A 25,870-nucleotide genomic window follows, 5' to 3' on the forward strand; every position below is an offset into this window, starting at 1 on the left:
ATTAAAGTTTTCTAACTTCCTCCTTAAACTGATTTCCTCGATCTTCATAATTTTTAAATAGATCGAAACTTGCACATGCAGGTGAAAGAAGAACAGAATCTCCTTTTGAGCCTAAACTATAGGCTGCATTTACGGCATCTTTCATACATTTAGTTTCAACAATGTTTGAAACTATTTCCTGAAAAGTATCAATTATTTTTTTATTATCAACACCTAAACAAACTATGGCTTTGACTTTTCTTTGAACAAATGGAATCAGTTCACTGTAGTCATTTCCTTTGTCAGTTCCTCCCACAATCCATATCACCGGTGTTTTCATACTTTCTAAAGCATAATAAACAGAATTTACATTGGTCGCCTTACTGTCGTTGATAAAATTAATTCCATTAATTTTTAAAACAAATTCCAAACGGTGTTCTACCGCTTCAAAATCCATTAAACTTTGTTTTATGAAATCATTTTTAATTTTAGATAGTTTTCCGGCAATTCCTGCTGCCATGGAATTGGCAATATTGTGTTTTCCTGTAAGTGCTAATTCGTTGATTTTCATTTTAAAAGTGTCTGAGTTAATGTGGAAGTTTATATTTTCATGATCGCTAAAAGCTCCGTTTTCTATTTTCTTATGTAAAGAAAAAGGAAGCTTTTGCGCTTTGGTATTGTGATTTTGAAACCAATTAGTAGTCATTGGATCATCCTCATTATATATAAAATAATCCTTAGTATCTTGATTTTTAGTTATTGTAAATTTTGCATCGATATACTTTTGATAGGTGTATTCATATCGATCGAGATGGTCAGGACTTAAATTCAAGACCATAGCTATATGAGGTTTGAAGTTTTGAATGTCATCTAACTGAAAACTGCTAATTTCAAGTATATAATAATCAAAATTTTCTTCGGCTACCTGCCAAGCAAAACTTTTACCGATATTTCCTGCCAATCCAACAGAATAACCTGCTTTTTTAAACATATGGTAGGTTAATGAGGTAGTGGTTGTTTTACCATTTGAACCGGTAATAGCAATAAGTGTTGCATCGGTATATTGCGAGGCAAATTCAATTTCTGATGAAATAAGAATTTGTCTTTCACAAATTTTTTGAATTATGGATGATTTTTTAGGGATCCCCGGGCTTTTTATGATCCAATCAGCATTGAGTATTAATGCCTCTGTATGTTGTTTTTCTTCAAATGGGATTCCCTTTTCAGATAAAATTGCTTTATATTCTTCTTTTATAGAACCCATATCGGAAAGAAAAACGTCAAATCCAACTTTTTTTCCTAATATGGCTGCACCTACGCCACTTTCTCCACCTCCTAATATAACTAGCCTTTTCATTTCTTTTTATCTTACTTTTAGGGTTATGATACAGAATATGGCCAACATAATTCCAATAATCCAAAAACGGGTTACTATTTTACTTTCGTGATATCCTAATTTTTGAAAATGGTGATGAAGGGGAGACATTAAAAATATTCTTTTTCCTTCTCCGTATTTTTTCTTAGTATATTTAAAATAAATTACCTGGAGTATTACAGAAAGATTTTCAATTAAAAATATTCCGCATAATACAGGAATTAGTAGTTCTTTTCTTAAAACTATAGCTAAAACTGCGATAACGCCTCCGATCGTAAGACTTCCCGTATCTCCCATAAATATTTGAGCCGGATACGTGTTATACCATAAAAAGCCGATCAAAGCACCGGCAAAGGCTGCCGAAAATATTACTATTTCGCCCGAATTAGGGATATACATCAGATTTAAGTAATCTGCCATCATTATATTACCGGATACATAGGCAAATAAAGCTAGTGTGGTAACAATAATTGCTGAGCTTCCTGCTGCTAGTCCGTCAATCCCGTCGGTGAGGTTGGCTCCGTTAGAAACTGCAGTAACAATAGTTATAACTACCGGAATTAAAATGATCCATACTAAATCTTCTGATTCTTTCTCATCCATTCCTATCCATTTGAGAACCTTTCCGTAATCAAATTGATTGTTTTTAAAAAATGGAATAGTAGTTTTAAATGTTTTTTCTCTGGGATAGAAATCTTTTGCGAATTCTATATTATGAGAGCCTTCAATTTTTTCTTTGATTACTATATCTTTATTTGTATATAAAACTACTCCCACAAAAATACCGAGACTTATCTGACCTAAAACTTTGAATTTACCTTTTAATCCGACTTTATTTTTTTTATGAATTTTTAAAAAGTCGTCTAAAAAGCCTATAATTCCCATCCAAATGGTTGATATTACCAATATAATAATATAGATGTTGTTTAATTTACAAAATAAAAGTACCGGAATCAACGTTGCTAAGATGATAATAATTCCTCCCATAGTCGGAGTACCTTCTTTTTCTTTTTGTCCGCTAAGTCCCAGTTCTCTTACTGTTTCACCTAATTGTTTTTTACGAAGGAAATTGATAATTTTTTTACCAATAATTAAAGAGATAAATAGAGATGTAAATACCGCTGCTAAGGCTCGGAATGTAATATATCTATATAAACCGCTTCCGGGTATATAATAATTTACATTTAAATAATCAAATAAGTGGTAAAGCATCCTTTTTTATGTGTTTTTTAATAATTCTTTAGCTATTTTCATATCATCAAATGGAAAATGCTTTCCATTAATTTCTTGATAATTTTCATGTCCTTTTCCTGCAATCAGGATTATATCTTTAGGTGCTGCCATTTTAATGGCTATTCGTATGGCTTGTTTTCTATCATTTATGGATAAATATTTATTGGTATTTTGAGGTTCAATTCCTGTTTCAATTTCCTGTATTATTTCATCCGGATTTTCATCTCTGGGATTATCGGATGTAATAATTGCTAAATCAGATAATCGAGTGGCAATATTTCCCATTTTGGGTCTTTTCTCTTTATCTCTATGTCCTCCACAACCAAAAACAGTAATTAATTTTTCATTTCTGGTACGAGATTGATTGATGGCTTCCAAAATATTTTGTAACGCATCGGGAGTATGGGCATAATCCACAATAATGTATTTTTTGTCATCGCTCACGTAGGTTTCAAATCGTCCTTTCACTCGTTGTAATTTACTTAATGCCGTTACAATACCTAAAGAATCAAAGCCTAATTCAGAAGCAATAGTATAAGCTAAAAGTTCATTGTATGCATTGAATTTTCCTGCTAAAACTGTCCAAAATTCTTGATTATTAAATTGTAACAACATTCCGTCTAATCTATTCTCAATAATTTTTCCCTTATACTCTGAATTTGATTTTAAGGAGTAGGTTACTTTTTTAGCGTTCGTATTTTGAAGCATTATAAGACCATTTTTATCATCCATATTAGTGATCGCAATCGCGGTCTTTGGTAATTCATCAAAAAATTTCTTTTTAGCAGCAATATAATTGGAAAACGTTTGGTGATAATCCAAATGGTCATGCGTGATATTTGTAAAAGCTCCAATTTTAAAAGTTAACCCTGCTAACCTATTTTGATGAATTCCGTGGGAACTGACTTCCATGAATGCATATTGACAACCTTCGTCTACTGCTTGAGCTAGTAATTGGTTTATGGTAATAGGATCAGGAGTCGTATGATTTGAATTTAAAACTTTATCTGAAATTCTGTTTTCAATTGTTGAAAGTAAAGCACAACGAAAACCTAATTGTGTAAATAAATTATAGAGTAAAGTTGTTGTGGTGGTCTTACCATTAGTTCCTGTAATCCCTGCAAGTGTCAATTTCTCGGAAGGATTGTCATAAAAGTTTGAAGCGACTATACCTAAAGCTATGCTTGAATTTTTAACCTGAACATAAGTTACGTAATCTAATAACTCTTCAGGAAGTTCTTCGCATACGACAACAGTTGCCCCTTGGGTTATTGCTTGAGGTATATATTTATGACCGTCTAAATCGTATCCTTTTATAGCAAAGAAAATATATCCCGATTCAATTTTTCTTGAATCAAAAGAAATATTTTTAATTGAAGAACCAACATTACCAATTAGTTTTTCAATGGATACTTTATATAATAGGTCTGAAAGCTTTTTCATGCGCTTAATTTTAAATATACAGTCATACCTTTTTTTATAGGATAGCCAATTATGGATTGTTCAATGACTTTTCCATTTCCTGAATAAACTACTTTTAATCCCAGATTTTCCAAAGCGGGAATAGCATCTTTTCCATAATAGCCAATTACGTTTGGAACCAAGGCAGTAGATGGGCTAATAGTTAGCTTTTGGTTTTTAGTTAATAATACATTTATATTTTGTGACTCTTTAGATTTATCTTCTTTGGGAAGATTTAATGGTTTTTTAAGATATACTTTACCTGCTATTTCTTTAAAAACAGGAGCCGCAACCTGAGATCCATAAAATCCTTTTTTTGGTTTGTTAATAACTACTATACACGAATATTCAGGATGATCTGCGGGAAAAAATCCGCAGAAAGAAGCTTGATATAATCTGCCTTTTCCTTTATTCCAGTATTCCACCTGAGCAGTTCCTGTTTTACCGGCCATTGATAAATTAGGTGTATAAATACTTTTTGACGTTCCTGTTTCCACGGCATAGGTTAACATTTTCTTTAAATCGTTAATTGCTTTTTGGGAAGCCATTTTTTGATTTATTACTATAGGCGTAAATTTTTCGGTAACGATACCTTTTGATTCAATTTTATACAGAAGTTGAGGTTTCATTAATTTGCCGTTGTTAGCTACTCCATTGTAAAAAGTAAGAATTTGCAGCGGAGTAAGTTTTACGCCATAACCGAATGACATCCAAGCAAGGGTAACCGGACTCCATTTTTTACCGTATTTAGGTATGTAAGGAGCGCTTTCTCCGGGTATATCAATGTCTGTTTTTTTATTAATGCCCCATGAATTTATTTTATTTAAAAAATCTTGCGGATTTTTAGAAAAATATTTATCTACCGTTTTAGAAATTCCCACATTGCTCGATTGAGAAAGAACCTGTGATAAAGTGATAATACCGCTACCGTGATCATCTCGTATGGTATGTTTATAGTATTTCCAATACCCGGGACCAATATCAACCGTGGTATTTGGTTCTACATATCCATCATCCAGAAGAGCCAACATAGATATTGATTTAAATGTTGATCCAGGTTCTGCTGCCTCCCACACTGCAAAATTCCGTAAATCGTCATATCCGCCGTCTTTAGTTCGTTGAAGATTGGTAAGGGCAACAATTTTACCGGTGGCAACTTCCATAACTATAGCACAACCATGATCCGCTTCAGATTTTTCAAGTTGTTCTTGCAAAGCAGAATAAGCAATGTCTTGAATCCTCATGTCTATAGTTGTATAAACATCATTACCATCTTGAGGTTCTAACTCTATATTAATGGGTTTCCACTGTTTTTGATTAATTCTTTGTTGGATTTCTCTCCCGTTTTTACCTTTTAAATAACAAGAAAATGCACCTTCTAACCCTGATTTTCCTCTTTCATCATCAAATCCTAGGGTTCTGATTCCAAATCCTGAAATGGTTTTTATTCTCTCGGTTCTTCTTTCAACTATAAAGCCTCCTTTGTTTTTTCCTTTGTTTAAGATTGGGAAATTTTTAAGTCTGGCAAATTGTTCGTAATCAAGGCCTTTGGCTAGTTTTAAGTATTGATTTTCTTTTTTTCTTGCTTCGTTTAATTTTGAATAAAAATAAAAGCTTGGCTTTTTAAACATTTTTTGCAAAGAATCGCATAATGCTCCAATATTATTTTGATACAATTCGTTACGGATAGTTTTCATATCCATATATATATCATATTTAGTAATCGTGGTGGCAAGTAAGATACCGTCCGAAGCATATAAATTACCTCTTGCGGCTACAACCTCTACATTTCGGAAATTGGTGGTTTGAGCAAGATTTTTATATTTTTCGGTATCATGAGTTTGAATATAAATAAGGCGAGCAAACACGGATACCGCAAATAATAAAATAAGTGCGGCAACCAAGTAGGTACGTGCTAATATTTTTTTTCGCTCATTATTCATCTTTAACTTTAGGTACCAAAATTTTATAAGGTTGTTTATCTAATGCATGAAGTGAATCAGAGATAACCATGTCTTCTAATTCCGATTCTACTTTCAATTTCATTAGTTTATTATGTATTAAAGCATATCGGGCTTTATATTCTTCTGATTTTTCTTTTAATTCTGAAATTTCAACTACTTTTTCGTCAACTATATGAGAAGAAGAAATTGAAATTAAAGACAAAATCATCATAAATAAAATAAACTTCCAAACGGAAAAAGCATCTCCCTCTACTAAAAATTTTCCTTTTAGTATATCTAAAATAGTTCTACCTTTTTTATTTTTAGCTCTTCTTTTAGCCATTTTACCGTTTTGTTGCTATTCGCATTTTTGCACTACGTGCTCTTGTATTATCTAAAATTTCTTCCTGATTCGGGATTATAGCTTTTGAATAAGGAATATCATAAGGTTTGTCCCAGTTCCCGTAAATATCTCTTTCCGGCTCTCCTTTAAATAATCCTGTTTTTAAAAATTTTTTAACCAATCGATCTTCAAGCGAATGGTAGGAGATAAACACCAATGTTCCCCCCGGTTTAAGCATTTCATAGCTTTGAGTTAATAGTTCTTTCAAAGCATTTAATTCGTCATTTACTTCAATTCTAAGTGCTTGAAATAATTGAGCGAAAAATTTATTTTGTTTAAAAGAGGGAATACTCTTTTCAAATATTACTTTAAGATCTGAGGTTGTTTCTATATGTTTTTCTTTTCTTGCTTCTATAATTTCTCTCGAAATTTTTCTGGATTGTTTTAATTCTCCGTATAAATAAAAAATTTCAGCTAATTGATCTTCTGTATAGTTGTTAATAATATCTTTTGCACTAAGGGATTGTTTATTATTCATCCTCATGTCTAGTGGACCGTCAAAACGGGTGGAAAAACCTCTTAACGGCATATCAAATTGATGGGATGAAACCCCTAAATCGGCAAGTATACCATCAACAGCGTCTACTTTATAAAATCGCAACGAATTTTTCAAATAACGAAAATTCTGTTGAATGAATGTAAAGCGACTATCTTGAATAAGGTTGGCAATTGCATCATAATCTTGATCAAAAGCAAACAGCTTTCCTTCAGGAGATAATTTTTCCAAAATTAAACGAGAGTGCCCTCCGCCGCCAAAAGTGCAGTCTACATAAATACCTTTGGGGTTTGTAATTAAAGCATCTACGCTTGGATGTAATAATACAGGCTTATGATAATTCATCTTCAGATATATTACCCATTACTTCCTCTGCTAAATTGGCAAAGTCTAAATCATTTACATTAACAGAATCTTCATAAAGGTTCTTATCCCATATTTCTATAACATTAATAGCTGCTGCTACTACAATATTTTTTTCAAGCTTAGCAAATTGTATCAAATCTTTATTTATCTGTAAACGTCCGCTGGTATCTATTTCCACATTTTTTAAACCGGCTGTAAATTGGCGGATAAAATCATTATTTTTTTTCACAAAACGGTTTAATTTATTTATTTTGCCCATTACCTGATTCCATTCAGACATGGGGTGAAGCTCTAAACAGGGTTGAAATACGGATCTTTTTAGGACAAAACCTTCTTGCAAAAGGGTGTCCATTTGCTTCTTCAAACCTGAAGGGAGCAACATTCTTCCTTTTGAATCAAGGGTACATTCATATGTTCCAATAAGATTTACCATATTAGTCTTCAAAATTAGAAATTATTTTCCACTTTGCTCCACTTTTACCCACTTTTGTTGATAACTTTTGTGGGCTAAATAATTCGGTAAAAAAAGGATATTTAAATACATAAAGAAGGAAAGTTATTAGTAAATAATGTTTTTATTTAGTAATAAATGATGTATTTTTGCATCTGCACAGCAATAAGATTGACTAATGATTTTTAATCTTCGTAAAGAAAAAAAATTTGCATATACGGTAGAGGGAGAAGGCAAACCAATAGTTTTATTGCATGGTTTAATGGGTAGTTTAAGCAATTTTTCGGATCAGGTTAATTTTTTTTCCAAAAATGGCTACAAGGTGTATTCTATTGAACTTCCTTTATATTCTCTTCCTACTTTGAGGACTAACGTAATGGGATTAACTAATTATGTGATTAGCTTTCTACAAAAGGTTGTTGATGAGCCATCCATTATTTTGGGGAATTCTTTAGGCGGACATTTAGGATTAATGATTTCTTTGAAAAAACCTCAATATGTTGATTCTTTGGTTTTAACCGGTAGTTCAGGATTGTATGAGAGAAGTTTTGGAGAATCCTATCCTAAAAGAGGCAGCTATGATTATATAAAAAAGAAATCGGAAGAGGTTTTTTATGATCCTAAGATTGCCACTAAAGAATTAGTTGAAGAAGTATACGAAACATTGTCTGACAGGAGCAAAGTTTTAAAAACAATTCACATTGCAAGAAGTGCCATCAAGCATAATTTATCTAAAGAGTTAAAAAATATTCATCAACCGACATGTCTGATTTGGGGAAAACAAGACAATGTAACTCCACCGGAAGTAGCGGAAGAATTTCATGAAGGAATTCCTAATTCTCAATTATTTTGGGTAGATCAATGCGGCCATTCGCCAATGATGGAAAAACCGATTGAGTTTAATGAAATTCTTTTTAATTGGCTGAAAGAGATGAAATTGTAGAAAATCAAACCATGAATATATATTCAGCAGAATTTATAAAAAGCAGTAAATTAATTGAAGATTGTCCGGAAGGCAATAAGCCTGAATATGCTTTCATAGGCAGATCTAACGTAGGTAAATCATCTTTAATTAATATGCTTACCAATAAAAAGGGGTTAGCTAAAACTTCATCCACTCCAGGAAAGACTCAATTGATTAATCATTTTTTAATTAATGACAACTGGTATTTAACAGATTTGCCGGGATATGGATATGCGAAAGCTTCTAAAACGAATAGGGCTGCATTTTCTAAGATGATTGAAAAATATGTGTTGTCTAGAAAAAATTTAGTAAACCTTTTTGTATTAATAGACGCTCGTCATTTACCTCTTAAAATTGATATAGATTTTATCAACTGGCTGGGAGAATCAGGTATCCCTTTTTCATTAATTTTTACCAAGTTGGATAAAGTCACTCAAAAAGAGTTTTCTTTTAATTTTAAAAAGTATTCTCAAGAATTACGTAAAACTTGGGATGATCTTCCTGAAATGTTTAAATCTTCATCAGAAAAGAAGATTGGAAAAGAAGAGATACTTTCTTTTATTGAAGATACCAATAAATATTTGGCAAGAAATAAAGTTTATTTTGGGGATTAATAATCTAACCAAATAATTAGTAGAAGCTTGACTAAATATTTATAAATTACCCTCAATTAAAAAATATGGAAAAAGATTTTATATTCGGAATACGGCCTGTTATGGAGGCTTTGGAGGCAGGAAAAACTTTTGATAAGGTATTTATTCAAAATGGTTTATTAGGAGATAATATTAAAGTCTTGAAGATGAAATTTTCACAAGCGGGAATTCGTGTTAAGTATGTTCCGATTGAAAAATTGAATCGATTGACCCGTAAAAATCATCAAGGTGTATGTGCTTTTCTTTCACCGGTACAATTATTTTCAATTGAGGAAGTTATACCTCAATTGTTTGAAGACGGGAAAATGCCATTGGTCCTTATTTTAGATCATTTAACAGACGTTAGAAATTTTGGAGCAATTTGCAGAACTGCAGAAATTGTTGGTGTTGACGTCATAGTTATTCCTGATGAAGGTTCGGCTCCAATCAATTCTGATTCTATTAAAACATCTGCAGGAGCTATTTACAATTTAAAAATTTGCAAGGAGAAGAATTTATTAAAAGTATTGGAGTTTTTAAAGCTAAGTGGTATAAAAGTTGTTAGTGCTACTGAGAAAACAGATACCTATTTATATGATGAAGTGTTGGAACTTCCGTTAGCTGTTATTGTAGGAAATGAAGAAAAAGGAATTTCAAGGGATCTGCTTAAAAATTCTGATGCAAAATTAAAGCTGCCTATTTACGGTAAAACGGATTCTTTAAATGTATCTGTAGCTTGTGGCGCCTTTTTATACGAAGTGGTAAGGCAGAATTTAAACTCAAATAAATAAATTTTCATAAATTTATTATCTAAAATATATTATAATAATGAAAAGTTCAATAATTATTGGTATTCTATTTTTAATCCTGGGAATAGCCTTAGGGTACATCCAATGTAATGGATCAAAAGAACCCTTTTTAACAATTACATTAGTTATTGGTTTATTGGCCGGTTCCGGATTAGGTCTCATATTAGGTGCTATTGGCGGTTATAGCAGTAAAACGCAAAGTATAAAGAGAAAAGCTAGAGAAGCCGAAAGAGAAGTTATGAGAAACAAGCTACAAAATCAAGAAACAACAACCAATAACGATACTCCTAGCGGGAATTAGTGGGTAAATTCTTATAATAATATATTGCGGGTATAAGCAACAGTAAAAATATAGGCTGAATTAAAACTCTTCTTATATAAAATGTTGGCATGTAACCCAAACTAAAATTTGTTAGTAAGGAAAATAAATAAAGGGATATAAAAATAAGGAATCCAATACCTAAAATATAGGAGCATACTTTCGTTATTTTTTTATCATTGTACCATAAATATATAATCACAAGCGTTATAATAGAATTTAATCCGTATCGAAAGATAAGAGACGTCGTAAGTTTTATGAGATTAAATTCAGGGGGAATTTGATGATTAAAATCTTTTTGTTTAAAAAATGAGAGTAGAGGATCATAAAACAAAGAGGTTTCAAATTTTCGTACCATAATTAAAGCAAGTATGCTTAGTAGAATTCCAATAATTTTACCTGTTTTTTTCATATTTTTATTTCTTTTTAAATATGAAATATTTAATCCATACAATCCATAAAATAATTATCAATCCGTATATAATTGATGGAAATAAATAGTCATGGCTGAATTTTCCATATTGCGGATAATAATAAAATATATAATTAATAAAACTTATTCTTACAATGTTTATTAAGTATATAAATAAGATAGTGATAACCAGATAAATACAGCTTTTTTTGAAAGAATTAGCAAAAGCTATTATAAACGATAGGTAAAGAATAATTACCGACAAAGCATTGCAACCTTCATTTACAATGCTGACAAATTTATTATTGATATAAAAACGCATGTAATTTTCATGATCTACATGAATCGCCCGGCTAGTAATGCCAATCCATTGAAGTAAACAAGACGATTGTTTAGCAACATCAAAAGTATAAATATCACAGGTCGCCAGCTCATTTTGATAATAAGTAAGATACCAATAATAGAGTGCTGTTAAAATTAAATAAACAGAGAAAAATTTAAGTAAACTTATAAATATGGGCCTATATTCTTTCATGAAAAAGAAACTAAAATATAAAAATATAAATTATTATAATTATAAGTAGTGCAATTACTAAATATCTTATACTTTAATTATAAGTTTCAAGATATAGAATTAAGATGAGAATTAGTCGGATTATTTCAATTTTTTGGTAATATTATAGTTTTAAATATTTTATTGAAATAATAAGTAGTTGAAAATAAGGACTTTACCAATATGCGTAAAAAAGTATGTAAAATCTGATTTTTATAAAATATATTTCATTCAATGAACTAAATAAAAAAAGGTTGAAAATCATTTCAACCTTTTTTTATTATAAAGTATTATTTTTTACTTTCAGAATCCTTTTTTTCAGGTTTAGGTAATAAGACTTTTCTTGAAAGTTTAATCTTTTTCTTATCGTCTACACCTAAATATTTCACTTCGATGATATCTCCAAGCTTAACGGAATCTTCAACTTTTTCCAAACGTCTCCATTCTAACTCGGAAATATGAACCAATCCTTCAACACCTTTAGAAATCTCAACAAATGCTCCAAAAGGTTTTATTGAAACCACTTTAGCTTTGTAAGTAGCTCCAACTTCAGGAACGAAAGCTATTTGTTTAATTTTTTCAATTGCTTCATCAATTTTGGCTTGATCAACTCCCGATATTTCAACTTTTCCTACATCATTACTCTCTTCAATCGTAATTACAGTGTCTGTATCTTTTTGAAGTTGTTGAATGATTTTTCCTCCGGGTCCGATAACAGCGCCAATAAAGTCTTTAGGAATTTCCAAAGATACCAATTTAGGTGCATTGGGTTTCAAATGATCATTAGGAGCGGAGATAGTTTCCAATATTTTACCTAAAATATGTAAACGTCCTTCCTTCGCTTGATTCAAAGCTTTTTCCATAATTTCAAAAGATAACCCTTGAATTTTAATATCCATTTGGCAAGCGGTAATACCGTCGGCAGTACCGGTTACTTTAAAGTCCATATCTCCTAAATGGTCTTCATCTCCAAGTATATCAGAGAGAACGCTCCATTTGCCTGATTCTTTATCAGTGATTAACCCCATGGCTATACCGGATACAGGTTTCTTTATTTTAATACCCGCATCCATTAATGCTAATGTTCCGGCGCAAACAGTTGCCATTGAAGAAGAACCGTTAGATTCTAAAATGTCGGAAACAACACGTATAGTATAAGGAGAATCTTTTGGAATAACATATTTTAAGGCTCTTTGAGCTAAATTTCCATGACCTATTTCTCTACGAGAAACCCCTCTTACCGGTCTAACTTCACCGGTTGAAAACGGCGGGAAATTATAATGTAAATAGAATTTTTCTTCGTGTTGAGATATTACATTGTCCACTCGATTAGCATCCAATGAAGAACCTAGGGTAACAGTAGTCAATGATTGAGTTTCACCGCGTGTAAAAATGGCTGATCCGTGAGATCCCGGAAGGTAATTAACTTCACACCAAATAGGTCGGATAGTTTTTGTGTCTCTACCATCTAAACGAATTCCTTCATTTAATATAAGTTGTCTAACAGCGTCTTTTTGTACATCATGAAAATAAGTAGCGGCTAAAGATTTTTTTTCTTCTAATTCTTCTTCAGTGTATCTTGATAAAAATTCTTCTAAAACAGCATCAAATTTTTCGCTTCTCTCATGTTTTTCAGAAGGTGTTTTGGCTATATCATAAATTTTTTGATAGGAAAATTCTGTAATAGCACTTCTTAATTCTTCATCATGAGTTTCATGGCAATATTCCCTTTTAGGCTGAGATTTTCCAACCTTAGCGGCTAATCTTTCTTCAGCATCAATTTGTTTTTTAATGGCTTCATGAGCTACTGAAATTGCATCGATCATATCTTTTTCAGAAATTTCGCTCATTTCTCCTTCAATCATAACAATTGAATCTTTGGAAGCACCCACCATTATATCAAGATCAAATCCTTCATCCATTTGATCAAGGTTCGGATTAATGATGTACTTTCCATTATGGCGAATAATTCGAACTTCAGAAATTGGTCCGTTAAAAGGAATATCAGTGATGCTTATAGCTGCTGAAGCAGCTAGTCCTGCTAATGAATCGGGAAGTATGGAGCCATCGTACGAAATAAGTTGAATCATTACCTGTATTTCGGCATGAAAGTCGTCGGGAAATAAAGGGCGTAGAACACGGTCTACCAATCGCATGGTTAGTATTTCCTCATCCGTTGGTCTTCCCTCTCTTTTCATAAATCCACCCGGAATACGTCCTCCGGCTGAGAATTTATCCCTGTAATCCACTGTAAGAGGTAGAAAATCTACTCCGGGATTAGCCTCTTTTGCAGCCACTACTGTTGCTAATAACATGGTTCCACCACATGTAACTACCACAGAGCCATCTGCTTGTTTAGCAAGTTTTCCGGTTTCTAAGATGATTTCTCTTCCATCATCCAAGACAATTTTTTCTGTAATTGCTTTTGGAATCTCCATAAAAAATAAAAAATTTGTTAATAAATATATAATAAAGCAAAAAGAAAAGGTAGTGTTGATAAAATATTTAGCTACTTATCTTAAATAGGAAAACACCAGAGAACACTCAAGTCCATTAAAATAATGAAGATTAATGGAATTCAGTGCTCAGTGTGTTAAAATATATAAAATGAATAACTTATTAAATTAAACTTTTTTCTTTTCGTGCTTTTTTCAAAAGATAATAAAAGAGGCAATTGATAAATTGCCTCTTTATAATTTCTTTTACTTACGAATACCTAATTCTGCAATAATTGCTCTATATCTGTTGATATCTTTTTTCTTTAGATAATCAAGTAATTTTTTTCTTTTTCCCACTAATGCCACTAAAGCTCTTTCAGTATTGAAATCTTTATGATTTCTTTTAAGATGCTGTGTTAAATGGTTAATTCTAAAGGTAAACAAAGCTACCTGTCCTTCAGCGCTACCGGTATTTTTTTCATCTTTACCGTGTTTAGCGAAAATTTCTTTTTTTACATCTGATGTTAGATACATGCCAATATTATTTTAATGATTATTATGTATTGAGCAGCAAATATATAACTTTTTTTTAGATGTAAAGAAAATAAGAGTGCTTTTGTGAAAAATACACTCTTATTTATATAGTTTGCTGTATCTTACTAGTATTTACTTATTTTGTTAACGGAGCAAATTCAAGTACTACTTTACCATCTTGAACAAATTGTAAAGTGTAATTGGTAAATACTAACGTACTTCTTTTACCCATTAATTCTAAAAATCTAGGCTCTTGGTTGTATTCAGGACAAGCCATAAGAGTTGAAACCATTGGACTAGGATTATAGACATTACCAATTAGAGCAAATGAACCGTTATATTGATTGCATCCTGCATTACCATTGGTTCTGTTTTTATCAAAGTCAAAATTTAAAGTAGGAATTTCTCCTTTAAATGAATTTGTTGCCAACGTACCGTCTATAGAAGTTAGATACCATGTACCTCTTAGTTTAATTTGTAATTCTTTATCATCCACTTTTTGTGCAACATTTTTGGTAGAATTACAACTTTGAAATGTAGTACCTAAAAATAATAAGAATAAACTGGTAATACTAATTTTAATTAAATTTTTCATATATTATATTAAATTAAATTTTTAAGCTTTTATAAGCCTTTTTTAACTTTTAAAGCGTTATCTCAAATATTTTGCCAAAGTATAAATTCAGGATAAATTAGGAATTTAACAATTGATTAATTTCTTTAAATCCACCACCATTATATATATCATTAAATCCTTCTTTTTTGAGGTAGTTAACTATTTTTTCGGATCGTATTCCTGATCTGCAAAAAACTATAAGTGGGGTAGAAAAGTTGCGAATTTCTTCTATTTTAGATGGTATCTCATTCATGGGGATTAAAATAGCTCCCTCTACTTCTCCTTCTTTAATTAATTCTTCTTTTTCTCTTACATCCAGAAGGGTTGCCGAGCTTTTTTTCAAAAGTTCTTTTAGATCCATAATTACCAAATAATAATTCTTTCTTTTTTAGGTTTAAACATTTTATCTCCTTTTTGTACATTAAATGCTTTATAAAAGCCTTCAACATTTTCTAGAGGCGCAATCGCTCTATAATAACCCGGAGCATGTGGATCAGTTTTAATTTGGTTAACTAAAGCTTCTTCCTTGGATTTGGTTCTCCATATTGTTGCCCAAGATATAAAATATCTTTGTTGCGGTGTAAAATTATCAATTTTACCGGGATTACCTTTTTCTTTTAAATAAATTTCTAAGGCATCATATGCAATGGCAACTCCGCCTAAATCTGCTATATTTTCACCTAATGTTAATTTTCCGTTTATATGTAGACCCGGAATGGGTTCATAAGAGTTATATTGTTTTTCAAGTGCTTGAGTAGCTTTCTCAAATTTTTCTTTATCTTCGGGTGTCCACCAATCTTTTAAATTTCCATCTCCATCAAATTGAGAACCACTATCATCAAATCCGTGAGATATTTCATGACCTATTACGGCTCCGATTCCACCAAAATTTATTGCTGCATCTGCTTTATAATTATAAAATGGAGGCTGTAAAATAGCTGCCGGAAATACAATTTCATTATAAGAAGGATTATAATAGGCATTTACTGTTTGAGGAGACATCAGCCATTCGGTTTTATCTACCGGTTTACCTATTTTGTCTTTATCTCTCTCATAATTAAATACAATAGCATTTAATTTATTTTGAAAATAAGATCCACCATCTTTTACAGATTTTATTTCTAACTTAGAATAGTCTTTCCATTTATCCGGATATCCAATCTTAACCGTAAACTTGCTTAGCTTATCTAAGGCTTTTTGTTTGGTAGGATGTGACATCCAAGTTAAATTATTAATATGGATGGCAAACGATTTTTTTAAATATTCAATCAATTCATTAGCGTTTCTCTTAGCTTCTTCCGGAAATACTTCAGCTACGTAAAGTTTACCAAATGCTTCACCAACTAAAGAATTAATACTTGTAAGAGCGCGTTTTTCCATTGATCTTTGCTCTGATTGCCCTCCCAATGTTTTATTGTAAAAATCAAAGTTTATATCATCCAATTCTTTGGTTAAGCTATTGGCAGCAGATCTTACAATATTTATTTTTATATAATCTTTTACTAATGAAAGGTTTTGTGGAGTAATATTATTATCTAGGTTTTCAAAATATTTTTTTTCGGGAATAATAACTGTATCTACACGTACTCCCAGTTTTGTCAAATAATCCGTTAAATTTATATTTTTGGATAATTCGGATAAACTTGTAAATGCATAAGGATTATTTTGAAGTTGTGCGTTTCTAATTTGCTCTACTGTTAAGAGATTAGAAGCTAATTGTTTCTCGAAAGCAACAATAGCAGAAGCGGTTTTATCCGGTTGTTTGTGTCCGATTACCTTTAATAATTTTGATAAATAGATTGTATAATCCTGCAATGTTTTTAAGGATTTTTCATCATTTTTTTGATAATAATCTCTTCCCAAACCTAAACTTACATCTCCTAAATATACCGCATTTTTGTTGCTGTTATTTAAATCGGATTGAACACCGTATTCATAAAAAGGATTCATTTCTAACGGAGTGAACTCGATAAGTAAATTTTGTAAGTCCGTGAGGTTTTTAACCCGGTCAACTTTTGATAAATAAGGTTGAATAGGAGCTATGCCTTGTTTGTTTCTAGCATCCATATCCATGAATGAACTAAACAAATCTTTAATTTTTTGTCCTTCAGAACCTTTAGGATAATTTTTATTATTTGATTTTTTTAAAATCGTAAGTGATACGGAATCGGTAAATTCACGTAATTGGTCGAAGCTTCCCCATCTGGAACGGTCAGGAGGAATTTGAGTAGTTTTCATCCAATTTCCGTTAACATAGTTATAAAAATCGTCTTGCGGTCTTACTTTCTTATCCATGTACTCTTCATTAATTGCATGTTTTTGAGCAAATACTCCGGTAAAAGGCAGCAGCGCAGTTGCAATAAATAATATTAAATTTTTCATTATTAAAAATTAATTCTCAATCAAAAATAGTTAAAAATAGTCATATAAGCTATTTTTAACAAAACTTTAAAATGAAGTAAAATAAGCAATATATTTTAAATTGTTATTTTTGTGAAAATTAATTCTCTTTTATAAATACTTATAACTTTTACTAATGAGTGAGCCTATTTTGTACTTAAGAAATGCTAATATTTATCAAAAAAACTTTTTAGTTCTAAGTCATGTTAACATGAGCTTAGAAAAGGGTGAATTTTATTATCTTATTGGTAAAACAGGTAGTGGGAAAAGCTCATTATTAAAAATTTTATATGGAGATATTCCTTTGCTTGAGGGACAGGGGAAAGTAGTTGATATTGATTTGGTTTCCTTGAAAGATAGTGAAATTCCTACATTAAGAAGGAAGTTAGGTATTGTATTTCAAGATTTTCAATTATTAACGGATAGGAGTGTAGAAAAGAATTTATTGTTTGTTTTAAAAGCGACCGGATGGAAAGATTCGTTTGCAATCAATGAAAGAATCGAGGAGGTTTTACAAAGTGTTGGGATGGCAACAAAAAAACATAAAATGCCCCATGAACTTTCCGGAGGTGAACAGCAACGGGTAGCTATCGCAAGAGCCTTATTAAATCATCCGTCCTTAATTTTGGCAGATGAACCGACCGGAAACTTGGATCCTGAAACTTCTAACGAGATTATGCTCTTGCTTAAAGGTATTGCACAACAAAATCATTGTACCATATTAATGGCTACACATGATTATTCGATGATTAAGAACTTTCCTGCAAAAACTATTAAATGTGAAAATGGAAAGATTTATCATGGTGATTCCAATGATCTTTTTATTTAAATTATATTAATTTTAATTGAAATTGTAATGTTTAACCTCCTATGATTTCAATTCTTGTTCCGGTTTATAATTATTCCATTATAAATTTAGGTAAAGAATTGGTAAAACAAGGGGCAGAATTAAATGTACCCTATGAGGTACTTTTTCTTGATGATGCCTCTATCAATCATGAAATCACTAAAAGTAATCAATTATTTTGTGCAAAAAACAATCTTACCTATATCATTTCTCAAGAAAATGTAGGAAGAGCTAAAGCTCGGAATTTATTAGCTAAAAAAGCTAATTATGAATGGTTACTATTCATGGATTCCGATGTTATGCCAGCTACTTCATCGTATCTTAAAACTTTTGTTTCATCTATTCATTCTGAAAGTCAGGTTTTAAGCGGAACTATAATATATAGGAGGAATTTGAATGAAACTAATCAGAAGTGTTTACGTTGGAAATACGGAGTAACTTATGAAGAAACTTCTCTAAAAAAAAATTCTGGTAACTCAAATTATCTCTGTTTAAAAACAGCTAATCTGTTAGTTAGAAAAAGTATTTTTTATTCCATTCCTTTTCCTGTTTTAGAAAGCAATTATGGATATGAAGATACAATGTTTGGATTAACCTTAGAAGCAAATACTATTAAACTTGATTTAATGGAAAACCCTGTTTATCATGAGGGGATTGAACCAAACCATATATTTTTAAACAAAACAGAAGAAGCAATTAAAAATTTATCAAGTTTAATACAACATAATGAAATACTATGTAAAAAAATCAGACTTGCCAAAGTATATTTTCAAATAAAAAAGGTGAACGGCGTTAAATTCATTTCCTACTTATTTAAAAAAAATCGTGGTTTAATGAAAAAGAATTTATTGTCCGAAAATGCTGATTTAAAAATTTTTCAGTTATACAAAATAGGGTATTTGTGTTATTTACTCGCCTGATTGAAAATATTTAATAAAGTAGATTCCTGCGCTTCCCAATTGTATATTATTGAAGTTTTTTCCAAGTTATTTTCATAATGTTTTTTTCCTTTAGAAAGTAATAATTTTATTTTTTCTGAAATTTCATTTGCTGAATGATTGGTAATAACTTCGCCAATTTGATTTTCATTTATCATGTTTTTTATTTCCGGAAGATAGGTTCCTAGAACGGGTATTTTAGCATGCACATAATCAAATATTTTATTGGGGAGAGCATAACGATAACTTAGGCCCGCGTCTTCTTCCAGACTTATACCTAACTCTGCTTTAGGAGTAATTAATTTTAGTTGTTCAGGTGAAATTTCTCCTAAGAAATAAATTTTTTGATCTAAACGTAGTTCCTTACATAAATTTTCGAATGTGTTTTTTAATGGGCCATTACCAATAATCCATAATTGTGCATTTTCAATGTATTTCATGGCTTCTATCATTTTATCAATCCCTCTGCTGAAATTAATGGCTCCTTGATATACTATAATTTTCTTATTACATGGGGTTTCAGGTAATTTAGTATGAATATTTTTATTCTTGTCGGATACAGTGGCGATGATTGGAACATTTTTAATTATAATAGGGCGGTTGCTGTATCTTTCTTCAAAAAAATCTGCATATCCTTCACTAACGGTATAAAAATATTCAATTTTGGGTATAAGATATTTTTCCAGTTTTCTCCAAAATTTTTGTGCATATCTTCCCTGTATGGACGGCAGCTCAGAGTATATTTCATGACTATCAAAGACTAAAGGAATTTTTTTAAATTTTGAAACTAAATAATTAGGTAAAAGAGAATCCAGATCGTTAGCTAATAATATGGTGTGTTTATCGGATTGAAATAATAGTTTCCAAAATAATTTAAAATTAAATTCCGCAAATAATAAAAATTTTCTTTGAAAGGCAAGATGGAAACGGTGAAAAGAATAGGGTCTATTTAATGGGGGCTTTCCATATAAATTAGTACCGATAATTGAAATTTCGTAACCATTTTTATATAAGGAATTGCAAACCTTTTCTACTCTTTGATCCGTAGCTATATTATTAATTACAGAAACTAATACTTTTTTTCGTTGAGTCATTTTAACTAACAAAAATAATAAATTAATTATCTGGATAAAAATAATATATTTGTAGTTTGTTCTCTTTTACTGATGCGACAAAAATTACATATTCTTTTTTTACCTTATTGGTTTCCTTCCAAAAAAAATCCTAAAAATGGTAATTTTATCTTACGACATGCTCAAGCGGTTGCAACAATACATAAGGTAAGTATTCTTTATGTTGAAAGAGATGAACGGTTAAAAAATGAATTTAAATTTATTACGGATAAAGAACAAAATTTATTTATTTTAAAAATTTATTATAAAGGAAGTTCTTATAAACTTATTAACTACGTAAAAAAATGTCAAGCCTATATAAAAGGTTTACGGATAATAGAAAAAGTAGATTTACTTCATATTCATGTCTTACATTATTATGCTATTCTTGCTTATTATTTTAAGATGAGGAAGAACATAAATTTTGTAGTTACAGAACACTGGTCGCGTTGGCTCACAAACAATTCTAGTCTGTCTCTCAAACTTTATTATCTACTAATGAAACTAATTTGTTCTAAAGCAAGTTGTTTGATACCTGTAACTAAAGATTTGGAGTTAAACATGAAAAATAAAGGAATTAAGGGGAAATTTAGTATTGTTCCAAATGTGGTAAATACGGAGATTTTTAAACCATTAGAGAAAAAAAAGAAAAAAAATGAATTTCTTCATATTTCGAATTTAAACAATGAATACAAGAATATTACAGGTATTTTGAATGTAACTAAAAGATTAGCTGATTCGGGATATAGATTTACACTTCAAATAGGAGGGGATGGAGATAATACTCATATAAAAGAATTTATAAAAAATAATAAGCTGGAAGAATACATTTTTACTTTTGACTCTTTATCTGAAGTTGAGGTTTCGGATAAAATGAAGAATGCGGATCTATTAGTTATGTTTAGTAATACTGAAAGTCAACCGTGTGTAATTAATGAAGCTTTTTCGTGCGGTTTACCGGTAATTTCGACTAATGTAGGAGGAATTTCTGAGTTGTTTCCTGAAAATTTTGGGATTCTTATAGAAAAAGGTAATGAGGATCAATTGTATAAAGCAATGGAAAAATGTATTACGGGTAAAGTAGAATTTGCTGAAGCTGATGTTATGCATCAATTTTCTGATAAGCATTTTAGTATAAAAAGTATAGCCAAAAAAATGGATCAAATATATATGAATGTTATGTTCAAATACACTAAATAGATACTACCAATGATAAAAAGTTTATCATCTTTTTTACTTGAATTCCAAAAAAATAAGGGAGGATATATTGCTATATCTCAAGTAGTAAGTAAATTGGCTATGGTAAGTAATTCGTTTTTTATAGTTAGAATTCTTACCAAAGAGGAATTTGGATCGGTTACATTAGCCTTGTCCATTTTATCATTTCTTATGCCCTTTATAAATATGGGAAGTCAAAATGCATTACTTCGCTATGGCTCATTAGTCTCCGATAATAAGGAAAAGGATATATTAAGTATTTATAATTTTAAAGTAGGTAATAAGCTCAATAGTATCACCATATTTTTATTTCTAATTATTTGCTTGTTGTTTGCTACAAAATATAATTATCTAACAATAATTTCATTACTATTGAGCTTACGTTTCGTCAGTCTTTCCTTTTTTTATCAAATACGCATAGATTTTCAAATACGAGATAATAATTATGGATATGCAATTACGGATATGGTCTTTAATGTTAGCACATTAGTAGTTTCTTTATTGTTCAGCTTAATATTTGGAGTTTATGGATATGTTGTTTCATTATCCATTTCATTTATTTTTTTTTATTGCTTCCTTAAGAAATATAATAGGTTTAAAGAAAATGCAAAACTTCCCGTATCTAAAAAAGAATTTTGGAAGTATTCAATAGGTAGTTCCGTAGCTAATTTTTTACATTCTTCTATTTCATCGATAGATACTTTTATGGTAGGATATTTTCTTTCGGCAGTTAGTATTGCAGAATATAGAATTTCATCTATCATTCCTTTTAATTTATTCTTTATTGCTCAAATGTTTATAGTAACAGATTATCCTAAATTTGTAAAGAACTTTAACAACAAAAAGTATTTTCAAACCTATATGAAAAATTATTTTATAATTTTTTTTAGTTTGGGAAGTGTTCTTATATCGATATTTTTTTTATTTGGAGATTTTATAATTAAATTATTATTTGGAAGTAATTATCAGGTAAATACGGCCTTTTATATACTTATGATTGCTTCGGTTTTTTCTTTACTCGTATTGATTCCTTTTGGAAATATTTCAGCAGCATTAGGGTTACTAAAAAACAATATTTTTGCTTCCGTAGGAGCTATTATTATTCAGCTAATTGTAGGATTATTATTGATTCCTCACTATGGAATAACAGGAGCAGCTATGGCAACCGGTTTAGCGTATATATTTTCAGGATTTTACAATATGAGTACTGTATATTTATATTTCAAAAAACTCTAATTTTCAAAGCTTTTCCATAAATTATCATTTTCCGGAACCGGAGCTTCCAGTACAATTTTTTCCTTCTTAATGGGATGAATAAATTCAATTTTTCTGGCTAATAGATGAATGCTGCCATCAGAGTTGGAACGATCAGCACCGTATTTTAGATCTCCTTTGATTGGACATTTAATTGCACTGAGTTGTGCTCGTATTTGATGATGTCTTCCTGTTTCCAAATCGATTTCCAATAATAGGTAATGGTCAGATTTTTTTATTATTTTATAAGTTAGAATGGCCTCTTTGGAACCGCTTTGAGCACTCGATGAATTAAAAATAATTGCCTTATTATTTTTTTCATTCTTCTTTAAATAGTGAACTAACCTTTGTGTTTCAGGAATTTCATTTTTTTTTACTACCGCCCAATATGTTTTTTTAATTTCTCTTTTCTTGATCATTTCCGTCAATCGAGTAAGGGCTTTACTCGTTTTAGCAAATATAACAATGCCGGAAGTAGGACGATCAATGCGATGAACAAGTCCGGCAAAAACATTTCCGGGTTTGGAATACTTTTGCTTAATATAAGATTTTACCTCATCTAATAATGAAATATCACCGGTCTTGTCTCCTTGAACGAGCTGACCGGCTTTTTTGTTTATAATGATGATATGATTATCTTCAAAAAGTATTTGATTTTCAGTAAGCATATTTTTAAAAAAATAATTCCAATAATTTAAGACACTAAAATTTTATATCCTTAATAGGTGAAAAATTTAAAAGCTTTCTTCTTTACTGGGAAATTCTTTGCTTTTTATATCTTGAACATAATTTGAAACGGCTTCAACAATTTGTTCATGAAGATGTAAATATTTTCTGGCGAATTTAGGTTTGAAATTTTTATTTAAGCCTAGTAAATCATGAATAACTAAAACTTGACCATCAGTAACATTTCCTGCACCGATACCAATGGTAATAATATCTAATTCATTGGTTACCTTTTCTGCTAATTGAGCCGGTATTTTTTCTAATACTAGTGAAAAACATCCTATTTCCTCTAATAATTTAGCATCGGAAATTAGTTTATTCGCTTCGGCATCTTCTTTCGCTCTTAACTTGAAAGATCCAAATTGATGAATGGATTGAGGAGTTAAACCTAAATGTCCCATAACAGGAATTCCGGCTTTAACAATGGCTTCTATAGAATCTTTTATTTCAATTCCACCCTCCATTTTTATTGCGGAAGCACCGGTTTCTTTCATAATTCGAACGGCAGAATGATAAGCTTGTAAAGGATCGGATTGGTAGGTACCGAAAGGTAAATCTACAACTAATAAAGCTCTTTTAATTCCTCTTGATACACATTGGGCATGATAAATCATTTGATCCAACGTTATAGGTAATGTAGTTTCATATCCAGCCATTACATTGGCTGCAGAATCGCCAACTAAAATAGCATCTATTCCGGCTTCATCTGCAAGACTTGCCATAGTGTAATCATAAGCAGTTAACATAGATATTTTTTCTCCCGAAACTTTCATTTTTTTGAAAGTTTCAGTAGTTATCTTTTTAAATTCCAAGTGTATTGACATTATTATTAGTTTTTGGTAAATTTATGATAATATTAATTAAAAAGTATTTTTTAAGCTTTATCTTGTATATAGTTTATTATATTATAAGATATTTATAAACTCTAAAAATATATAACATCTGTTAAATTTATGAATGCAAATTACATTCCTTAACTGAAAAATAAATAATAATAAAGTGTGAATATTGAGAATATCGAACGTCAGGTAATTTTTGAAGATTATATAATTTGGTTTTTAATAAGGTATAAATTTAAACTAAAATAAGCAATTGTGTTTATCCCATACAAAATATTTAATTTACTATTAAAATATAGAAAAATAAAAACAGTTAAATATTAATGCGAAGTAGTAGAACTATATAGTATTTAAATAAACATAAAATCTTAAATTCAACTTTTTTAAATTGTAAGAAAATATTTAATAAATAAAACTCAAAATTTTAAGCTTTTTGGAAGTAAATAAAATATATCAATAATAAAGAACCTATAATAATTCTGTACCAGCCCCAAATTTTAAATCCGTATTTTTTAATCACTCCAACAAAAAATTTAATAGCAAAAATTGCTACTACAAAGGCAACAAGGTTTCCTAAAATAAAAAGCCACATTTGATTACTATTTGAAGCCAATAGTTCATACCCTTTCATGCTGATTCCATTTTCTTCCCATGTTTTTAATGTAAGAGAATATACAGTAACCGCCAGCATAGTTGGAACTGCCAGAAAAAAAGAAAATTCAGCGGCAACCTCCCGGCTTAATTTTTGTTGCATTCCGCCAATAATTGAGGCTGCAGATCGGCTGGTACCCGGCATCATTGCTAAACATTGCCAAAAACCTATAATTACAGCTTGTTTAATTGAAATATCCTCTTCTTTAAGTATAGTAGGATTTTTAAAAAAACGATCTACAAACAGAAGTATAAATCCGCCAACAACTAAAACGATGGCAATAGGAATGGGTTTTTCTAAAATAGCATCAATTTTTTCATTAAATAATTTGCCTAAAATTAAAGCAGGAATTACAGCACATATTAATTTCAAATAAAAATTTAATCTTTTAAAATCGAAAAATTTTTTCCAGTATAAAACAACAACAGCTAAGATTGCGCCCAGTTGAATACAATATTCAAACATTTTTACAAAGTTATTTTCTTGTATTCCTAAAATGGAACTGGTAAAAATCATATGGGCAGTTGAGGAAACAGGTAAATATTCTGTAAGACCTTCAACAATAGCAATAATGATCGCTTCTAACGTATTCATTTAGAGTTCTTTTTTGGATTAGAATAAGTCATGATTGAATAAATTTCGACTAAAAACCCAAGAACAATAAGAATTGGGGCCAGTCGAATTCTTCTGAAACTAAAAATATCTTCGTTCCAGTTATTCTTATCATAAACTCCATTTACAGTATTCGCATCCGGTCCTGTCATCAAAATAAGACCTAGAGCAATTAACCCCAAACCGATAAACATAAATGTATAATTTCTTTTTCCAAATAAAAAAGGTTTATCAGATTCAGAATATATATTTTTTGATGGTTGATCTTTCATAAAATTAAATTTTCAG

At 30.5% G+C, this 25,870-nt stretch carries 27 protein-coding genes; 8 read left to right on the forward strand and 19 right to left on the reverse strand.

All coding sequences use genetic code 11. The features are described 5' to 3' along the window. Position 1: 1 nt before the first annotated feature. From murD to mraZ, 7 genes are read right to left on the reverse strand one after another with little or no spacing between them, the layout of a single operon-like run. On the reverse strand, positions 2-1,336 hold the full coding sequence (gene murD, locus GFV00_RS06860) for a UDP-N-acetylmuramoyl-L-alanine--D-glutamate ligase (RefSeq protein WP_160557532.1): 1,335 nt from the start codon (positions 1,334-1,336) through the stop codon (positions 2-4). A gap of 6 nt (positions 1,337-1,342) precedes the next feature. Continuing rightward, the gene (gene mraY, locus GFV00_RS06865; RefSeq protein ID WP_160557531.1) at positions 1,343-2,566 is read right to left on the reverse strand and encodes a phospho-N-acetylmuramoyl-pentapeptide-transferase; all 1,224 of its coding nucleotides are present in this window, start codon (positions 2,564-2,566) and stop codon (positions 1,343-1,345) included. 6 nt (positions 2,567-2,572) lie between these two features. Beyond that, positions 2,573-4,030 (reverse strand): UDP-N-acetylmuramoyl-L-alanyl-D-glutamate--2,6-diaminopimelate ligase, encoded by a 1,458-nt coding sequence (locus GFV00_RS06870; RefSeq protein WP_160557530.1) that lies wholly within the window; start codon positions 4,028-4,030, stop codon positions 2,573-2,575. Next, positions 4,027-5,991, reverse strand: coding sequence for a penicillin-binding protein (locus GFV00_RS06875; RefSeq protein ID WP_160542439.1), 1,965 nt, complete (start codon positions 5,989-5,991; stop codon positions 4,027-4,029). Before GFV00_RS06875 ends, GFV00_RS06870 begins: the two co-directional genes overlap by 4 nt. Beyond that, positions 5,984-6,334 (reverse strand): FtsL-like putative cell division protein, encoded by a 351-nt coding sequence (locus tag GFV00_RS06880; RefSeq protein ID WP_160557529.1) that lies wholly within the window; start codon positions 6,332-6,334, stop codon positions 5,984-5,986. The genes GFV00_RS06875 and GFV00_RS06880 overlap by 8 nt, the downstream gene beginning before the upstream one ends. Before the next feature lies 1 nt (position 6,335). Next, complete coding sequence (rsmH, locus tag GFV00_RS06885; RefSeq protein WP_160557528.1) at positions 6,336-7,235, reverse strand: 16S rRNA (cytosine(1402)-N(4))-methyltransferase RsmH; 900 nt, start codon at positions 7,233-7,235, stop codon at positions 6,336-6,338. After that, complete coding sequence (gene mraZ, locus GFV00_RS06890; RefSeq protein ID WP_160557670.1) at positions 7,222-7,689, reverse strand: division/cell wall cluster transcriptional repressor MraZ; 468 nt, start codon at positions 7,687-7,689, stop codon at positions 7,222-7,224. The genes rsmH and mraZ overlap by 14 nt, the downstream gene beginning before the upstream one ends. 196 nt (positions 7,690-7,885) lie before the next feature. On the opposite strand from mraZ, the gene GFV00_RS06895 reads away from it, so the two are divergent. The 4 genes from GFV00_RS06895 (at position 7,886) to GFV00_RS06910 (ending at position 10,413) form a co-directional block, all read left to right on the forward strand. Continuing rightward, on the forward strand, positions 7,886-8,650 hold the full coding sequence (locus tag GFV00_RS06895) for an alpha/beta fold hydrolase (RefSeq protein ID WP_105297106.1): 765 nt from the start codon (positions 7,886-7,888) through the stop codon (positions 8,648-8,650). Positions 8,651-8,661: 11 nt separating this feature from the next. Further along, complete coding sequence (gene yihA, locus GFV00_RS06900; protein WP_160557669.1) at positions 8,662-9,285, forward strand: ribosome biogenesis GTP-binding protein YihA/YsxC; 624 nt, start codon at positions 8,662-8,664, stop codon at positions 9,283-9,285. Positions 9,286-9,350: 65 nt separating this feature from the next. After that, positions 9,351-10,094 carry a 23S rRNA (guanosine(2251)-2'-O)-methyltransferase RlmB gene (gene rlmB / locus GFV00_RS06905; RefSeq protein WP_160557527.1) on the forward strand — a complete coding sequence of 248 codons (744 nt, stop codon included), beginning with the start codon at positions 9,351-9,353 and terminating at the stop codon, positions 10,092-10,094. A gap of 37 nt (positions 10,095-10,131) precedes the next feature. Beyond that, positions 10,132-10,413 carry a hypothetical protein gene (locus tag GFV00_RS06910; protein ID WP_160557526.1) on the forward strand — a complete coding sequence of 94 codons (282 nt, stop codon included), beginning with the start codon at positions 10,132-10,134 and terminating at the stop codon, positions 10,411-10,413. Here GFV00_RS06910 and GFV00_RS09890 read toward each other — a convergent pair. From GFV00_RS09890 to GFV00_RS06945, 7 genes are all read right to left on the reverse strand, one after another. Continuing rightward, entirely contained in the window at positions 10,400-10,843 is a 444-nt protein-coding gene (locus tag GFV00_RS09890; RefSeq protein ID WP_160557525.1) for an exosortase F system-associated protein, read from the reverse strand. The two genes, GFV00_RS06910 and GFV00_RS09890, sit on opposite strands and share 14 nt — an antisense overlap. Positions 10,844-10,847: 4 nt before the next feature. Then, the gene (gene xrtF, locus GFV00_RS06920; RefSeq protein ID WP_160557524.1) at positions 10,848-11,378 is read right to left on the reverse strand and encodes an exosortase family protein XrtF; all 531 of its coding nucleotides are present in this window, start codon (positions 11,376-11,378) and stop codon (positions 10,848-10,850) included. A gap of 308 nt (positions 11,379-11,686) precedes the next feature. Further along, a complete protein-coding gene (gene pnp, locus GFV00_RS06925; protein ID WP_160557523.1) occupies positions 11,687-13,834 on the reverse strand; it encodes a polyribonucleotide nucleotidyltransferase in 2,148 nt (715 codons plus the stop codon). A gap of 264 nt (positions 13,835-14,098) precedes the next feature. Further along, positions 14,099-14,368 carry a 30S ribosomal protein S15 gene (gene rpsO, locus GFV00_RS06930; RefSeq protein ID WP_105297112.1) on the reverse strand — a complete coding sequence of 90 codons (270 nt, stop codon included), beginning with the start codon at positions 14,366-14,368 and terminating at the stop codon, positions 14,099-14,101. Between the two features lie 136 nt (positions 14,369-14,504). Continuing rightward, positions 14,505-14,963 carry an META domain-containing protein gene (locus GFV00_RS06935; protein WP_105297113.1) on the reverse strand — a complete coding sequence of 153 codons (459 nt, stop codon included), beginning with the start codon at positions 14,961-14,963 and terminating at the stop codon, positions 14,505-14,507. A 97-nt stretch (positions 14,964-15,060) separates the two neighbouring features. Next, on the reverse strand, positions 15,061-15,345 hold the full coding sequence (locus tag GFV00_RS06940; protein ID WP_160557522.1) for a rhodanese-like domain-containing protein: 285 nt from the start codon (positions 15,343-15,345) through the stop codon (positions 15,061-15,063). Positions 15,346-15,347: 2 nt separating this feature from the next. Next, on the reverse strand, positions 15,348-17,366 hold the full coding sequence (locus GFV00_RS06945; protein WP_160557521.1) for a M13 family metallopeptidase: 2,019 nt from the start codon (positions 17,364-17,366) through the stop codon (positions 15,348-15,350). A gap of 154 nt (positions 17,367-17,520) precedes the next feature. Here GFV00_RS06945 and GFV00_RS06950 point away from each other — a divergent pair, with 154 nt between their 5' ends. Both GFV00_RS06950 and GFV00_RS06955 read left to right on the forward strand, forming a co-directional pair. Further along, complete coding sequence (locus GFV00_RS06950) at positions 17,521-18,213, forward strand: cell division ATP-binding protein FtsE (protein ID WP_160557520.1); 693 nt, start codon at positions 17,521-17,523, stop codon at positions 18,211-18,213. Between the two features lie 41 nt (positions 18,214-18,254). Continuing rightward, a complete protein-coding gene (locus GFV00_RS06955; protein WP_160557519.1) occupies positions 18,255-19,151 on the forward strand; it encodes a glycosyltransferase family 2 protein in 897 nt (298 codons plus the stop codon). Here GFV00_RS06955 and GFV00_RS06960 read toward each other — a convergent pair. Further along, positions 19,136-20,263 carry a glycosyltransferase gene (locus GFV00_RS06960; protein ID WP_160557518.1) on the reverse strand — a complete coding sequence of 376 codons (1,128 nt, stop codon included), beginning with the start codon at positions 20,261-20,263 and terminating at the stop codon, positions 19,136-19,138. The two genes, GFV00_RS06955 and GFV00_RS06960, sit on opposite strands and share 16 nt — an antisense overlap. Positions 20,264-20,335: 72 nt before the next feature. On the opposite strand from GFV00_RS06960, the gene GFV00_RS06965 reads away from it, so the two are divergent. Both GFV00_RS06965 and GFV00_RS06970 read left to right on the forward strand, forming a co-directional pair. Continuing rightward, positions 20,336-21,481 carry a glycosyltransferase gene (locus tag GFV00_RS06965; protein ID WP_160557517.1) on the forward strand — a complete coding sequence of 382 codons (1,146 nt, stop codon included), beginning with the start codon at positions 20,336-20,338 and terminating at the stop codon, positions 21,479-21,481. Between the two features lie 9 nt (positions 21,482-21,490). After that, complete coding sequence (locus GFV00_RS06970; protein WP_160557516.1) at positions 21,491-22,735, forward strand: oligosaccharide flippase family protein; 1,245 nt, start codon at positions 21,491-21,493, stop codon at positions 22,733-22,735. Here GFV00_RS06970 and GFV00_RS06975 read toward each other — a convergent pair. The 4 genes from GFV00_RS06975 to GFV00_RS06990 form a co-directional block, all read right to left on the reverse strand. Continuing rightward, a complete protein-coding gene (locus tag GFV00_RS06975) occupies positions 22,732-23,421 on the reverse strand; it encodes an RluA family pseudouridine synthase (RefSeq protein WP_105297121.1) in 690 nt (229 codons plus the stop codon). The two genes, GFV00_RS06970 and GFV00_RS06975, sit on opposite strands and share 4 nt — an antisense overlap. A gap of 66 nt (positions 23,422-23,487) precedes the next feature. Then, on the reverse strand, positions 23,488-24,303 hold the full coding sequence (gene panB / locus GFV00_RS06980) for a 3-methyl-2-oxobutanoate hydroxymethyltransferase (RefSeq protein WP_160557515.1): 816 nt from the start codon (positions 24,301-24,303) through the stop codon (positions 23,488-23,490). A gap of 439 nt (positions 24,304-24,742) precedes the next feature. Then, entirely contained in the window at positions 24,743-25,564 is an 822-nt protein-coding gene (locus GFV00_RS06985) for an undecaprenyl-diphosphate phosphatase (RefSeq protein ID WP_160542423.1), read from the reverse strand. After that, the gene (locus GFV00_RS06990; RefSeq protein ID WP_105297124.1) at positions 25,561-25,854 is read right to left on the reverse strand and encodes a DUF3098 domain-containing protein; all 294 of its coding nucleotides are present in this window, start codon (positions 25,852-25,854) and stop codon (positions 25,561-25,563) included. Before GFV00_RS06990 ends, GFV00_RS06985 begins: the two co-directional genes overlap by 4 nt. Positions 25,855-25,870: the final 16 nt, after the last annotated feature.

It is taken from the genome of Apibacter sp. B3935 (assembly GCF_009827705.1).
Lineage (GTDB): Bacteria > Bacteroidota > Bacteroidia > Flavobacteriales > Weeksellaceae > Apibacter.

Coding starts and splice junctions, on each gene's coding strand:
- murD (WP_160557532.1), bottom strand. CDS start 1,336: ATGAAAAGGCTAGTTATATTAGGAGGTGGAGAAAGTGGCGTAGGTGCA.
- mraY (WP_160557531.1), bottom strand. CDS start 2,566: ATGCTTTACCACTTATTTGATTATTTAAATGTAAATTATTATATACCC.
- GFV00_RS06870 (WP_160557530.1), bottom strand. CDS start 4,030: ATGAAAAAGCTTTCAGACCTATTATATAAAGTATCCATTGAAAAACTA.
- GFV00_RS06875 (WP_160542439.1), bottom strand. CDS start 5,991: ATGAATAATGAGCGAAAAAAAATATTAGCACGTACCTACTTGGTTGCC.
- GFV00_RS06880 (WP_160557529.1), bottom strand. CDS start 6,334: ATGGCTAAAAGAAGAGCTAAAAATAAAAAAGGTAGAACTATTTTAGAT.
- rsmH (WP_160557528.1), bottom strand. CDS start 7,235: ATGAATTATCATAAGCCTGTATTATTACATCCAAGCGTAGATGCTTTA.
- mraZ (WP_160557670.1), bottom strand. CDS start 7,689: ATGGTAAATCTTATTGGAACATATGAATGTACCCTTGATTCAAAAGGA.
- GFV00_RS06895 (WP_105297106.1), top strand. CDS start 7,886: ATGATTTTTAATCTTCGTAAAGAAAAAAAATTTGCATATACGGTAGAG.
- yihA (WP_160557669.1), top strand. CDS start 8,662: ATGAATATATATTCAGCAGAATTTATAAAAAGCAGTAAATTAATTGAA.
- rlmB (WP_160557527.1), top strand. CDS start 9,351: ATGGAAAAAGATTTTATATTCGGAATACGGCCTGTTATGGAGGCTTTG.
- GFV00_RS06910 (WP_160557526.1), top strand. CDS start 10,132: ATGAAAAGTTCAATAATTATTGGTATTCTATTTTTAATCCTGGGAATA.
- GFV00_RS09890 (WP_160557525.1), bottom strand. CDS start 10,843: ATGAAAAAAACAGGTAAAATTATTGGAATTCTACTAAGCATACTTGCT.
- xrtF (WP_160557524.1), bottom strand. CDS start 11,378: ATGAAAGAATATAGGCCCATATTTATAAGTTTACTTAAATTTTTCTCT.
- pnp (WP_160557523.1), bottom strand. CDS start 13,834: ATGGAGATTCCAAAAGCAATTACAGAAAAAATTGTCTTGGATGATGGA.
- rpsO (WP_105297112.1), bottom strand. CDS start 14,368: ATGTATCTAACATCAGATGTAAAAAAAGAAATTTTCGCTAAACACGGT.
- GFV00_RS06935 (WP_105297113.1), bottom strand. CDS start 14,963: ATGAAAAATTTAATTAAAATTAGTATTACCAGTTTATTCTTATTATTT.
- GFV00_RS06940 (WP_160557522.1), bottom strand. CDS start 15,345: ATGGATCTAAAAGAACTTTTGAAAAAAAGCTCGGCAACCCTTCTGGAT.
- GFV00_RS06945 (WP_160557521.1), bottom strand. CDS start 17,366: ATGAAAAATTTAATATTATTTATTGCAACTGCGCTGCTGCCTTTTACC.
- GFV00_RS06950 (WP_160557520.1), top strand. CDS start 17,521: ATGAGTGAGCCTATTTTGTACTTAAGAAATGCTAATATTTATCAAAAA.
- GFV00_RS06955 (WP_160557519.1), top strand. CDS start 18,255: ATGATTTCAATTCTTGTTCCGGTTTATAATTATTCCATTATAAATTTA.
- GFV00_RS06960 (WP_160557518.1), bottom strand. CDS start 20,263: ATGACTCAACGAAAAAAAGTATTAGTTTCTGTAATTAATAATATAGCT.
- GFV00_RS06965 (WP_160557517.1), top strand. CDS start 20,336: ATGCGACAAAAATTACATATTCTTTTTTTACCTTATTGGTTTCCTTCC.
- GFV00_RS06970 (WP_160557516.1), top strand. CDS start 21,491: ATGATAAAAAGTTTATCATCTTTTTTACTTGAATTCCAAAAAAATAAG.
- GFV00_RS06975 (WP_105297121.1), bottom strand. CDS start 23,421: ATGCTTACTGAAAATCAAATACTTTTTGAAGATAATCATATCATCATT.
- panB (WP_160557515.1), bottom strand. CDS start 24,303: ATGTCAATACACTTGGAATTTAAAAAGATAACTACTGAAACTTTCAAA.
- GFV00_RS06985 (WP_160542423.1), bottom strand. CDS start 25,564: ATGAATACGTTAGAAGCGATCATTATTGCTATTGTTGAAGGTCTTACA.
- GFV00_RS06990 (WP_105297124.1), bottom strand. CDS start 25,854: ATGAAAGATCAACCATCAAAAAATATATATTCTGAATCTGATAAACCT.